Source organism: Methylobacterium sp. WL9 (assembly GCF_008040035.1).
In the GTDB taxonomy this organism is placed as follows: Bacteria; Pseudomonadota; Alphaproteobacteria; order Rhizobiales; family Beijerinckiaceae; genus Methylobacterium; species Methylobacterium thuringiense.
In genome coordinates, this window is record NZ_VRVE01000051.1 from 1 (window position 1) to 12,971 (window position 12,971).

Annotated in this window: 9 protein-coding genes; 6 read left to right on the forward strand and 3 right to left on the reverse strand. The window is 63.6% G+C overall.

Annotation, left to right across the window (positions count from 1 at the left end; all coding sequences use genetic code 11):
- Window positions 1–3,105, forward strand: a 3,105-nt coding sequence (locus FV217_RS14800) for an AAA domain-containing protein (RefSeq protein WP_246682821.1), incomplete at its 5' end; no start/stop codon positions are given.
- Window positions 3,102–4,469, forward strand: a complete 1,368-nt coding sequence (locus FV217_RS14805; RefSeq protein WP_147817946.1) for a hypothetical protein — start codon at window positions 3,102–3,104, stop codon at window positions 4,467–4,469. The genes FV217_RS14800 and FV217_RS14805, both read left to right, overlap by 4 nt.
- A 945-nt stretch (window positions 4,470–5,414) precedes the next feature.
- On the opposite strand, the gene FV217_RS14810 is transcribed toward FV217_RS14805, so the two are convergent.
- Window positions 5,415–6,077: a DUF6074 family protein gene (locus FV217_RS14810; protein ID WP_147817947.1), complete on the reverse strand. Its 663-nt coding sequence runs from the start codon at window positions 6,075–6,077 to the stop codon at window positions 5,415–5,417.
- 173 nt (window positions 6,078–6,250) lie between these two features.
- Here FV217_RS14810 and FV217_RS14815 point away from each other — a divergent pair, with 173 nt between their 5' ends.
- Window positions 6,251–6,886 (forward strand): hypothetical protein, encoded by a 636-nt coding sequence (locus tag FV217_RS14815; RefSeq protein ID WP_147817948.1) that lies wholly within the window; start codon window positions 6,251–6,253, stop codon window positions 6,884–6,886.
- Between the two features lie 91 nt (window positions 6,887–6,977).
- Here the strand turns inward: FV217_RS14815 and FV217_RS14820 are convergent, their stop codons facing one another.
- On the reverse strand, window positions 6,978–7,349 hold the full coding sequence (locus FV217_RS14820) for a hypothetical protein (RefSeq protein WP_147817949.1): 372 nt from the start codon (window positions 7,347–7,349) through the stop codon (window positions 6,978–6,980).
- A gap of 457 nt (window positions 7,350–7,806) precedes the next feature.
- On the opposite strand from FV217_RS14820, the gene FV217_RS14825 reads away from it, so the two are divergent.
- From FV217_RS14825 to FV217_RS14835, 3 genes are all read left to right on the forward strand, one after another.
- Window positions 7,807–9,231, forward strand: a complete 1,425-nt coding sequence (locus tag FV217_RS14825; protein WP_147817950.1) for an alpha/beta fold hydrolase — start codon at window positions 7,807–7,809, stop codon at window positions 9,229–9,231.
- Entirely contained in the window at window positions 9,228–10,775 is a 1,548-nt protein-coding gene (locus tag FV217_RS14830) for a GMC family oxidoreductase (protein ID WP_147817951.1), read from the forward strand. Before FV217_RS14825 ends, FV217_RS14830 begins: the two co-directional genes overlap by 4 nt.
- Before the next feature lie 550 nt (window positions 10,776–11,325).
- Complete coding sequence (locus tag FV217_RS14835) at window positions 11,326–11,826, forward strand: terminase small subunit (RefSeq protein WP_147817952.1); 501 nt, start codon at window positions 11,326–11,328, stop codon at window positions 11,824–11,826.
- On the opposite strand, the gene FV217_RS14840 is transcribed toward FV217_RS14835, so the two are convergent.
- A complete protein-coding gene (locus FV217_RS14840) occupies window positions 11,745–12,671 on the reverse strand; it encodes a hypothetical protein (protein WP_147817953.1) in 927 nt (308 codons plus the stop codon). The two genes, FV217_RS14835 and FV217_RS14840, sit on opposite strands and share 82 nt — an antisense overlap.
- Window positions 12,672–12,971: the final 300 nt, after the last annotated feature.

Below are 12,971 nucleotides of genomic sequence, written 5' to 3' on the forward strand. Positions count from 1 at the left end.
GCGCTGCGCCGGTCGCGCAGCGAGAAAGCGGCGCGCATCGAGGTCTTGGAGCGCGAAGTCGATCGGTACCATGAGGCTCTGCATGCGGCGGACGAGCAAACCGGCCTCACCTATCGCGAGTTGATCGGCGAGCTGATCGGCGTCGAGGCCGCCGGACCGTACCTCAACGCCGCGGCGCTGCGGCCGCTGTTGGCCCGGCTCGATCGCGGCGGCGTGGCGGCGCTTGACGAGACTTGCGCGCCGCTGGTGCGCCTGTGGCTCGACGCCAACTACGAAGACAGTCCGCTCGCCGTCCTCCAGGGCTTCGCCGTCGACGCGGCGGTCACCGAGAGCCTGCATGCCGGTCTCGCCGCCATCGCCATGGCCGAGCGGCTGCGCGATGACGTCGTCGCGCGCGGCGCGCCCATGTTCGATCTTGAGGAGGTCGAGCCGCATCAGGCGTGGCTGAACGCCCAAGCCGGCGCGCTGCGCGAACTGCCGGATGCCGCGCGCGCCGATCTGCGAGCATGGTTCGACCTCTTCCAAGCCTCTGGCGCTCTGGCGCCGCGCAGCCAAGCGTTGATCGCCGAAGCGGGCAATCTGGAGCGCGCGCTGGGCGCGCTGGATTCGGCCTATCACGATGCGTCGCTATTCACCGCGCTGAACGGCCTGCCGGAGCCGAAGCGCGCCGCCCGCTTCGCCGCCGCTGCGGCCGCTGGGACGCCTGCGGCGACCTTCATGCAGCGCTTGAGCCTTGGCAGGTGGCGCAGCCGCCGGGTGACGCGCGCCTACCTCGCAGGCCTTGGCCAGGCGGCGGAGGACGGCGACTTCCGTCGCCTGGCGGCCGCGCTGGCGCTTGAGGGTGAGTTGCGCCCGCTGCGGCAGAGGGTTGGCGCCCTACAGCAGGCCCTAGGCGCCAGCGAGCCGAACGCCGCCGCCACGCTGCATGATCTGCGACAGGCCGTGCGGGCCATGGCCGCCGCGCTGGCGTCTGTTTCTCCGGCGGCCGCGGCCATCCTCGCCGCGCCGCGCCGCCGCGAAGCCGAAGCGATCGCGAGAATGGGAACCCGCGCCGCCGTGGACCACCTGCTAGCCGGCTATGAGCTCGCCTTCGCCCGCCTCGCCGCGCGCCAGGCAAGCGCGGCCCGGCTGAATGCCTTAGCCGCGTGGTTCGACCCGGCCTGGATGGCGTCATGCGCGAAGGCAATCGAAGCGCACGCCTCGAACCAAGATCGGTTGGCTGCGATCGTGCGGCGCTTGCCGGAGCTGGCCGCCTATCAGCGCTTCCGCGCTCGCGCGGCCGTCCTCTCGCCGCAGGCGTTGCAGGCGTTCGCGTGCCTGCGCCCGCACGCCACGGCCATCGCCGCTCTGCCGGCGAGCGACCGCGAGGGCCTCGTCCAGCGCACCCTGCAGCGCGAAAGCCTGCTCGCCTGGAGAACGCGGTTCGAAGCCCAATGGCCGGAGCTTGAATTCGAGCGGGAGGAGATCGCGCGCAAGGTGGCCTCTTTGGCGATCCTCGACGCCGAAATGCGGACCCTCAACCGCCAGCTCCTGGTCGCCGACATCGACGCTGGGCGGCTCGGAACAGCCACCGCCTGGGAGTCCATCACGCGGCTGCGAGGAGCCCGCGCGCTCCGGCTGCGCGAGATTCTCGATCAAGGCGCTGAGTTGGGCCTGATGCGGCTGCGTCCGGTCTGGCTCATGAACCCGGATGTCGCGAGCCGCCTGCTGCCGCTCAGGCCTGGCCTGTTCGACGTCGTGATCTTCGACGAGGCGTCGCAAATGCCGGTCGAGCACGCCACGCCCGCGTTGTTCCGGGCGCGCCGCGCCGTCATCTCCGGCGATGAGAAGCAGATGCCGCCCTCGAGCTTCTTCAGCAGCCGCATCGACGGCGACGACGACGATTCGGACGCCGGCAATATCGAAGAGACGACAGATGCGGCGCGCGCCGCGCACGCGGACCAGTGGAACCGGCGGGACGTGCAGAGCTGTCCAGACCTCTTGCAGCTCGGCCGCAGCGTCTTGCCGGTGGCGGCGCTGCAGATCCATTACCGCTCGGCCTACCGCGAGCTGATCGGCTACTCCAACGCCGCCTTCTACAATCATACGCTGAACGTTCCCGCCCGCCATCCTGACGACGAAGTGCGGCGCGCCGCGCCGATCGAGGTGCTGCGGGTCGACGGCGTCTACGAGGAGCAGACCAATCCCGCTGAAGCAGAGCGCGTCGTAGCGGTCCTAGAGCAGCTTTGGGCGCAGCCCGCCGATCAACGGCCGAGCGTGGGCGTGGTCACTTTCAACCGCAAGCAGGCGGATTGCGTCGAAGACGCGATCCGCGCCCGTGCGGACGAAGATCCGGCCTTCCTACAGGCGCTGCACCGCGAGCGCGACCGCACGCAGCGCGGCGAAGATATGGGCTTCTTCGTCAAGAACGTCGAGAACGTCCAAGGCGACGAACGCGACGTCATCATCTTCTCGACGACCTTCGGGCGCAACCATCAGGGCACGTTCCGCCGCTCGTTCGGCGTCCTCGGGCAGGCCGGCGGCGAGCGGCGCCTGAACGTCGCGGTGACACGCGCGCGGAACAAGGTCATCCTCATCACCTCGATGCCGGTTAACGACGTCTCCGACTGGCTCGCTGCAGGCCGCGCGCCGGCGACGCCGCGGGATTATCTCCAGGCCTATCTCGACTACGCCGCCAAGATATCGCGCGGCGACCTGGACGCCGCTCGGAGCAGTCAAGGCCGCCTCGGCCAACAGGCTCGGCGCATCTGGCGCAGCGGCGCCGACGGACCGGACGGCTTCGCGGCCTCTGTCGCCGCGTTCATCCGCAGCTTGGGCCACCAGCCGATCCCCGCCGCGCAAGATGGCGACGCCTTCGGGCTGGATTTCGCGATCGAGCACCCAGAAACTGGCTTGTTCGGCATCGGCATCGAATGCGACGCGCCGCGCCATCCGCTGCTCGCCCGCGCCCGTGCCCGCGAGATCTGGCGGCCCGCGGTGCTCGGCCGTTCGGTGCCTCGGCTGCATCGGGTCTCGTCGGTTTCCTGGTACGGCCGGCGGGCTGAGGAAGAGGCGCGGCTGCGCCACGCGGTCGAAGAGGCCATGGGTATGGGGTTGCGCGCATGAGCGGGCCTAAGGTCGTTCGGATCGTCACGCGCGAGGAAATCGAGGCGATCTGCCGCCAGCACATGGCGCAGCTAGATGAAGCGATCGACGCGCTGCGCCGCGTCGCCGCGCGGCTCGATCGGCTCGATGCAGATTTGGAGACGGAGCTCGCGCGCCAGCGGCAGATCCTGGCGAGCCAGTTCGCGGCGGAGCGTTGGGCGGAGCTGCAGAAGCGCGCGCCGGAGCTCATCGCCGGCCTGCAGACGCATAAGGATCGTATCAGGGAAGCGGCGGCGGGCGCCGCCGCCGAGGCGCGGACGCGGAGCCGGCGCTTTGCTGAGGGAGCCCGGGCGTTGGTGCGCGCGCTGGAGGCGCAGGGGCTGGCAGTCGATCAAGACCTTCGCCAAGCGACGGCCAGCGCTTTCGGCGCGAGCGCGGAGAAGCTCGCCGTCCTTGAGGCCGCGATGAATGGCGCGCTCGGGCAGCTGCGCGCCGCCGCTAGCCCTCTGTCGCCAGCATCTGGGCAGCGAGAACTGGCCCAGCGTTTGGCCGCCGGCGCCGAGCAGCGGTCCCTGGCGTCCTGGTTGGCGACGGCGGCGCCCGCCGATCCGTGCGACGCGCGCCTTGATGCGTTGCTCGCCGATATTGAGACGCGCGGCGGGGCGAAAGCGCTGCAGCGGTTCGCCGATCGGGCTGCGAGCATCGCCGCGGAAGCCGATTTTACGCGCCGCGCCGTCTTGACGGACTCGCTATGCCTCGATGCGGGGAGATGGGTGGCGGATCAGCGCGCGCACGAAGCGGTTGCGGATCGCCTGCGCGGCGCGCGCGCGACGTTGGGCCTGCTGGCGAGCGCAGATGCGCAGGCTCTCTCGAAGCAAGTCGCGGGAGCGTTGTATTCTGCCGACTTCCAGCATGCGGAGAAGCTCTGCGCGGCGGCGGAGGAGATCGCGGAGCGTGAAGCGAAAAGCGAAGCTGCATCCGCTCGGCGCCGCGCCGTGTTGAGCGGCCTCGCTACGCTCGGCTACGAAGTCCGTGAAAGCATGGCCACCGCTTGGGCGCAGGATGGCCGGCTTTTTCTGCGCAAGCCCGCTAGCGCGGACTATGGGGTGGAGCTCGGCGCTTCAGCGAACCTTGACCGCCTGCAGATCCGCGTCGTCGGCGCGGACCAGCCTTCGCAACCGCGCACCACGGAACGCGATCGGGACCAAGAAGTGATCTGGTGCGGCGAATTCAATCGGCTGCGGGCCAATCTCGCCGCTCGCGGCAGCGATCTCATCATCGAGCGGGCGCTCGGCGTCGGCGCGCAGCCGGTTAAGTCCGTTGCTATCCCCTCTTCGGCAAGCACGCCTGCCGAAGCCTCGGTCCCGATAAGCCGCAGAAGATGAAATGCGGCTCAATTCCCTCCTGCTACCCAGATTGGCGGTCAAGGAACGCAAGCTATCGTCGCCGTCGGCCGGGCATGCGCGACCAAGGAGTGAGGCTACGGCACGGGCGGCGGCACGAGTGCCAAGCCGAGCTGGGCGCTTTCGGTGTCCCGCCCGCTTCGCCGGTCGAGGAATCGGAGCACCGGGGCACCCGCGCTACTTTTAATGTCGTCGGCCAGCCACTCCGCACCCTCGCGCTGCGGATCAGGTGCGGACTGCGGAGCGATTGGACGAAAGCGTCGCTACCTCAGAGACTTGCGGCAAACTCCGCATGTACTCCGCACTATGTCATTTCCCCCACCAGAAAAAATTCTGCGAATGCGACCAACTGCGGTCGCCGCCTTCCTATGTTGGGATCTTTCGACCCCGGGGTGGGGAGCTACTGTGCGTCTTGCCAACTCCTGATCTGTAGTGCAGCTTTTGAAGTGTGGCATGATCTGGTCATTTGTCCGAGACGTTCCAGCAATTAGATTACCAGGGAGACACAAGTGGAACAGGTAAAAGTGTTTGCTAGAACAGCGGAGAATTACGGTAGATATTTAGAGGCAAATGAATCGATCCGAGTGCGAGTGGACCCAGATCATGTCTGGCTAACGCATGTGAGAAAGGACACTAAGAATTGGTATTCTGCGAAAGGCGGAAGTTCGGCGGGTAATGGCAACTATCCGATACCTGGAGCGCCAGAAGGATGCCTGGTTGTACGTAGAGATAGTAATTTCATTGAATATTATAGAGACGAGGGAGAGATATTGACCATACGCGGCCCAGGGAGTATTTGGTTCTCCGCCAATGATAACGACTTAAATGACAATGAGGGGTGGTTGCTTCTTATCATAGAATAAGACCGCACAGGACTTTGACCAAATTCTGGTTCTGCCCATTTAAGATTTACACTAGCGGGGTTGGTCACGCCGTTGTCCCTTGGTCGTCAATCTGGCCACCGAGCAACTTCGCGAGCCGGACCAGCCCCTTCGGCGTGACTAACACCTGCATCTTCACGCACGGCGACCCGTCTCGGCCTGTGTAGTGGTAGGGCACGCTCCCCAGTAGGCCAGCACGTTCGCGTTCTTGGTGCGCTACCCATGTTTCGGTGCGAGCCCGGCGATAGATCCAGCGGTTCGCGTTCATCCACTTGTACAGGGCGTCGCGGCCCATCTTGAGCATCGTCGCCGTGTCGGTGATGCAGCGTGAGCCCGTGGCTCTTTCGATACGGTCGAGTGCTTGAAGACGGACGGTCTGCGCCTCGATCTGATTACCTCGCGCGCGAACCTCACCTCGCAGATGCTCGATGACCTGTAGAACCGTGGCGTCGTCTATAGGCCGGGCGAGGCTGCCGTAGGTGACAAGGTTGCGGGCGATCTCGCACCGTATGGCCGTCTCAAGCGCGCCGACTTGGCACTCGATCTCGGCAGTGTCGATTCCCTTGCGGGCCATCGTCTCGTGCTGAAGCCGAAGCTGGTAGGCGAGATGCTTCTCGGCCTCGCGCCTCGGTAAGTCGGCGAGGCGGGCACCCTGCTTGCAGATAAAGCCTCGGCGCCGGGCGGCCGGGAACGGGAGCACGATCGCCATGGCGTCTCTAGAACGGCGATTACGAGAGGCTTGCGATAGCGCGGCCTAACGGCGTTAGGTGGTGTAAGGTTTGGCGGGTCCGAGCGACGTCACACCCGGTCACGTGATGTCACACTACCTGAGGTGCGACAAAACGCGACAATTTCGACTAAAATCCGCCTAGTGGGGAATCAATGCTTCCAGATTTAAACCAATGGAAGAGTTGGGGGCCACTGGAGCGGGCATCTTATGTTGCACAAATTGCAACAGCGTGTGCCTTTTTAGCCTCATCTTTGTTCTCATTCCTGTCTTGGCGCGAGGCCGCGCAAACAAGAGAAGAGCAGAAGCAATTTTTTAGATCTGAAAAGGCTCCAGTTCTGGATGTGTTAGGTGCGAATGAAAATAACAAAAAGTTCGGAGGCAACTTAGCAAAGACTTTTAATGTTTATATAAAAAATATTGGCGGCTCTCCCGCGCAGATAAAAAGCATAAATATTGATACTGGGCTTTTGTTAACTCCCCAGCCAGTTTTCGGCGCCTGTTTAAACTATATTGTAGAAAAAGACAGAACTGTCGAATGCGAATTTTTGTTTTCGCCGCTTGAAGAGTCTGTGGCAAACATTAAAAGAATGGAAATTGAGGCTTCTAAAACCAATGCCGCCGTCGGGGACAATTTTATAGAATCGATCCGATTTACTATAGAATTGCAATATGTGGGCCTATTTGAAGATAAGCATAATTTAATTAGAAAAATAGCTGTCAGAAATCGAAAATTAGTCGTTGTAGATGAATTTGATAAAGTTATAGAAAACACGCGTGCAGCAAAATAGCAAGCCATGCGAGACGTTTGGCGAATACACGTTTACTTGTTTCTCGACTAGTAGTGCTTGGCGGCCTCAAGCTTTACTGAGCCCTGTCGCATCATTGGAGTGCTCCAGCCCCGATCCGTGCGCTCAGAGCAACGGCCGCCAGCCTTGCGAAGTACGTCTCGCGCATCAGGTGCGTGGCGGCGTCCTGAGCCGGCCGGCCGAACGGTTCGAGGACCGCCACCGTCTCGACCACGCGCCCGACGATGGCGCGTAGGGCGTAGTCCTGGCGCTGCTCCTCGCTCCAGGCGTCCATGCTGTTGAACTCGCCATAGGTCCGTTCGGCGAGCGTCTGCGTGTTGGCCTCGATTGCCCCGACGAGCCTCAAGGCCTGCTCGGCGCCGTCAGGGTGCTCCACGATCGCCGCAACGACAGTTTGCGCGAGCGCAGTCAGATCGGCCGACTGCCCGCTCACCGCCTCAGGCATCGGTCTTTCCCCATGCGCAATTCATGCGTAAAGCCGTGCGCAACGGACAGGCCGCTAAACTGGCGGAAGCGGGCGTAAATCATTGTAATTGTTGTGATGCCGCGAAGTGCGACGCGCGGGCCTGCTAATAGGCCGCCCCTGAACTAAGCGGCTGACCGGAAACGACAATTTCGGTCGTTTGCCGCTTCCGGCCTATCTTCCGAGATGGTCGATCCGAAGACCGGCGCCTTCCTCGGCAATCTTTCGCAGGGCTTGACTCATCTAGCTCTTATCCAGGCTGCCGCGACCTTATCAGGCCTGGAGCTATAGACCGGGCAAGGGCCGCCATGCGGTGAAGACTGCAACTGGTAGACTGCGAGCGGGCCCCATAAGCGCCGCTGTTGATCTATTTTGGAATGGCTTTGCCGTCGGTGTCGCGGGCGCTTGATCCACGATCGAACCGCGCGATTTTGCTGCGATGCACAACGTTGCCTCCGCGCCGATCGATCTGTTCTGTCTGCACTTCCTCGGCGGAAGCGCGCGGGAGTGGGCTGGCGTCGCTGACCGCCTCGGTCCCGCCACCCGCTGCATCCCCATCGACCTGCCCGGGTTCGGTGATGCCGCCGAAGTTGCAGGCTATACGGTTTCGGAGATGGCAGACCACGTCGCAGCGCGCATTCGCACCGTGGCGCCGATACGCTTCGCTCTGGCCGGCCACAGCATGGGTGCGAAGGTCGCCCTCGCCCTGGCACGCCGGGCAGAGGACGGTGAGGCCGGGCTCGAAGGACTCACCGGGCTGGTGCTCATCGCCGGCTCGCCGTCTGGCCCCGAGCCAATGTCCGACGACAAGCGAGCTGAGATGCTCGCCTGGTTCCGCGATGGTGCCGAAGCAAGCCGCAGGCAGGCCGAAGGGTTTGTCGCTCAGAACGTCGGCACGGGCCTGACGCCGGACCCTCACACCCTCGCGGTCGACGACGTCCTGCGGCTGAACCGGGCAGCGTGGTGCGCGTGGCTCGGATCTGGCAGCCGCGAGGACTGGCGCATGCGCATCGGGGTCCTCGCCACGCCGGCACTGCTCCTGACGGGATCGGAAGACGCAGATCTCGGCGCAGAGGCGCAGGCGAAACACACCGTGCCGCACCTCGCCCACGTGACCCAGGTTGTCCTGGACGGTGCTGGGCATCTCCTGCCCCTGGAGCGGCCCGATGATGTGGCGGAGCACATCGCTGCCTACCTGTCGACGCTGGAATCCGCGTCTGCCGCTGCGCTCGAGATCCCGCCGGCCTATCGGTCGCTGATTCAGTCCGACCGAGTGAACGAACGCTTGCGCACCGCCCTGCTGCATCGCGCTGATCCCGACGATCCGGATTATCACCCGCAAGTCCTCGACGTTCAGGCCTTCGCGCTGCTGCGCGCACTTCTGGCTCGGATCGTTCCCCAAGCCGGTCCCGGCCGCATCGACATCGCGGCGCGCATCGACCGGGCGCTGGCTAGCGAGATGGGCGACGGCTGGCGCTACGTTCAGCTGCCGCCGGATGCCGAGGCCTACCGGCGCGGCCTGCGCACGCTCGATGCTGCGACCCGCGCGGCGACCGGCTGTTCCTTCCTCGAACTCGACGGCGCCGAACAGGACCGGATGATCGCGGCGATCGGAGAAGAGATCTCCGGAAGCGACGTCTTGCCGGGCCCTGCGATGACCCTCTGGTTCGAGGACCTGCGGGCCGACGCCGTCAAGATCTACCTCGCGCATCCGGCGACACTGGCGGCTCTCGGCTTCTCGGGGATCGGTGCGGGCGGTGATCAGCTCGTTCTGCACGGCTTCATAGCGGTGGGGCTCGGTGAGCGGGAGGCCTGGGAACCCGCCGCCCGTGATGGGTCGACGCAGGCGGAGACTGTCCGATGAATCTCGACGGGATGCGCCGCTATTCGACGGCCGACACGGTGGATGCCGTCGTCATCGGCACCGGTGCCGGCGGTTCGCCTCTGCTCGCTCGCCTGGCCGCGGCCGGTCTAAAGGTCGTGGCTCTCGAGGCCGGGCCGAACTTCACGCCGAAGGAGTTTGCCTTCGACGAAACGCTCGCCGCGGAGATTTACTGGACCGACGAGCGCCTGAGCGGCGGCTCGACGCCCGAAGCCTTCGGCGCGAACAACAGCGGCACTGGCGTCGGCGGCTCGACGCTGCACTGGGGCGCCTTCATCCCCCGCGCCGATCGGCGCGACCTGAAGATCCACACCGAGAGTGGAGAAGGCGTCGACTGGCCCCTCGACTATGACGATCTGCTGCCGTTCTACGAGCGGGTCGAGGCCTTTATCGGCGCCTCGGGTGCCCAGGATTACCCCTGGGATCCGGAGCGGCGCTACCCGCTGCCGCCGGTGCCGCGCAACGCACCGGCGCAGATCATGGCGAAGGCCTGTGCGGCGCAAGGTATCCGTGCCACCGACGCGCCCGCCGCCGTGGTCTCGCGGGACTTCGCGGCCGCGGGTGCCGATGCGCGCCCGGCCTGCATCAACTGCGGCTATTGCCATCAGGGCTGCCGCACCGGCGCTAAGACCAGCATGGACGTGACCTATCTGCCATTGGCCGTCCGCAACAGCGCAGAGATCCGCTCCGAATGTTTTGCCCACGGACTGGAACGGGACGGGACCGGACGGATCGCGGCCGTGATCTACCGAACGGGTGGACAGAACGTCCGTCAGCCCTGCGGCGCCGTGTTTCTCTGCGCGGGCGCCGTGGAGACGCCGCGCCTGCTGCTGAACCTCGGTCTCGCCAATTCGAGCGATCAGGTCGGCCGCAACTACATGGGGCACGTGGCGACGCAGGTCTGGGGAACGTTCGCGCAGGAGACCCGGCCGAATAAGGGCTATCCGTCCTCGCTCATCACCGAGGACATGATTCGCCCGGCCGACGCCGACTTCGCCGGCGGCTATCTCGTGCAGAGCCTGGGTGTCCAGCCGCTGACATTCGGGAACCAGGTGGCGCGCGGTCGCGGCCTATGGGGTCAGCAACTCGTCGACTATCTCGCCCGCTACAACCACGTGGCCGGGATCGGCATCAACGGCGAGACGCTGCCCTGCGATGCCAACGTACTGACGCTCGCCGACGAGATCGACGCCCATGGCCTGCGCAAGGCCCGGGTCAGCTTCGGTTACGGCAGCAACGAGCATCGTCTGAATGCCCATGCGACGCGGTTCATGCGTGGCCTTTGGGAGGAAGCCGGTGCCGAGGACATCTGGGTGATGGAACGCGTCGCCCACACGATCGGCACCTGCCGCATGGGCGAGGATGGCAGGAGCGCGGTAGTCGATCCGTTCGGCAGGAGTTTCGACGTGCCGAACCTCTGGATCAGTGACGGCTCGACATTCCCGAGTTCACTTGCCGCGAACCCGGCGCTGACGATTATGGCCCTGGCCTTGCGGACCGCCGAGGCGTTCCTCGCCGACAATTGAATGGTCGGCGTATGTCACCCAGTCCGGCGCTAACGCTCAACCTCGTGTTCGTTGGCCGATCAAGCGTTCCTTAGGCCTTAGCGACGAGCCGAAATCGCCCGCAAACTTCATTCTGCAAACCCGCAATCTCCTGCAAACTTACGCAGCTGTGCTTGCTAAGTCCTTGAAATTGTTGACTGTAAACTAGTTTGCGGGATGGAGCCGCAAACTTCCTGCATTCTGCCTGCGAACTATCTGCTGGCGCAAACAAAAATCCTTCCTATCCCATTGCAAAATATAGGTTTTCTTAGAGGTAGCGAGTTCATCTGCAAACTCCCGCAAACTCGGACCCGCAAACTTCGTCCCTAACGGGAGAGGCCTGGCGTCCCGCCGCCTATGGCTCCGGCCTCCTCCCCGTCGGTTTTAAGGGCGTTAAGCCCGATGCTGATGGATGCGCTTGGGCAAGAAGATGGATCGACGGACGGTCGAGCGGTGCATTTGCTACGGACAGTTTGGCTGTGTAGGCTACTACGAAACAACATGTTGTGGTTTTAGCGCGGACTAGTCCGATATGCCCACCAAATCTGGTACGTTGGGACCGCAGGAGCGGGTCTTCGTGGAACGATATGCGGCCACGGGCGACGCCACCTATGCGGCCGAGAAGGCGGGCTATGCCCAGCCGCGGCAGCGCGCCTCCCAGAACTTGGCCAAGCCGGGCATACAGCTCGCCGTGTCGCGAGACGTCACGAACCGGCTCGACCGGATGGCGCCAAAGCTGCTCGGCCGCCTGGAGAACTTAATCGACGATCCGGACACGCCGGCCAAGCAGCTGATCGACATGAGCAAGACGCTGCTGCCGTTCTGGAAGGCCAGCCAGACCGGCGCCGAGACCAAGGAGCTGCACGAGATGTCGGCCGCCGAGCTCAGCGCCTTCATGCTGGCGACGAAGGCCCGGATCGCCGAGCTTGAGGCCGAAGCCCGGACGATCGATCACGACGAGGGTGACGGCGAGACCTTTGGGAATGACCACGCTCGGAGCGAAGGCGCAGCAGGCGCTGGCATCTTCGGATAGGCGCCTACCCTCCCCTGGGCGATGCGTGCTTTCTCAGCAGCGCGCTCAGCTGCCTGCCGCGCTAACATTCCGGTCCAACCGTGTTCCTTCTCCCAGGCCTCATGCGCCCGTTTCGCCGCCGCGCGGTACTTTGTTTTGAGGTTGAGGTTTCGCATCTTACCGGCTTCGTACCAGCAGATCCGCCAACCGCCGTCCGGGTAGAGCTTGAGCTTGCCGATCAGGTACCGCGGAGGCGGCAGTTCAGGCATTGTCCGATCGATGCGCCATTGAAGAAGCGCAGCCGCCGCTTCGTCCTGAAATATCGTTTTGGTGTTGATCCAAACCCTTCCTCCATCCGCCCAGCCTTGGATGTAATAAACCCCGTTCCGACCTACTTTTAGTGCAAGCTCTGGTGGCGCACGACCTGATAATCTTTCTTTTATTTTACGCTCTTTGGCGGCCCGCTCGCGCAGTTTCTGCTTGGTTTTGAAATCTACTGCGTCCCTTCGCATATCTGCGCGGTCTTTTTTGTATTCTACGTACCTTATAATATCGATCTCGCGGTAAAGAATGAGATTGTATTTTGGTCTAATAGGGTGAATCCACCCCATAGATCTATGCATGCCTAAGGTCATGAAGGCGACACCGGCCCGTTCCGCTGCACCCTTTTCGCGATAGATGCGCCGCAAGTCGGTGCCAGGTGGGACCGAACTGTTCTCAGCTCCAAGAAATCGGTCGAGCGCCTCTGAAACGATCTCAAAGCGATCTGGCTGTTCTGACGGCAAAAGGCCGGATTCCCAGAGAGCCATGATCCAGCCTCTCGGACAGCGAAGCTCAATCGCCACCTCCGTCAAATCGAGCTTCATAAGATGCCTCTTCTCCGCGCCAGCCCCTACTATGGGCATTAGCACGTATAACACCGAAGCATTTATCTGAAGAACATACGTTTCGTCCGTTTCGTCCGTTTCGTCCGTCCGTTTCGTCCGTTATAAAACGGACGTATATTTGTTTGACATCCATCGCTTGGAGATTAATGCTTTTATTAGGGTTTGAACACCTCAATGAGCCACCGCCTCCTGCATCTCCGGGGTCCGCGAGCGTATGTCCAGGGCGTAAGCCTAAAGGCACGCGGAGCCGACGGTGGCCGGTTGTTCAAACCCCGGATC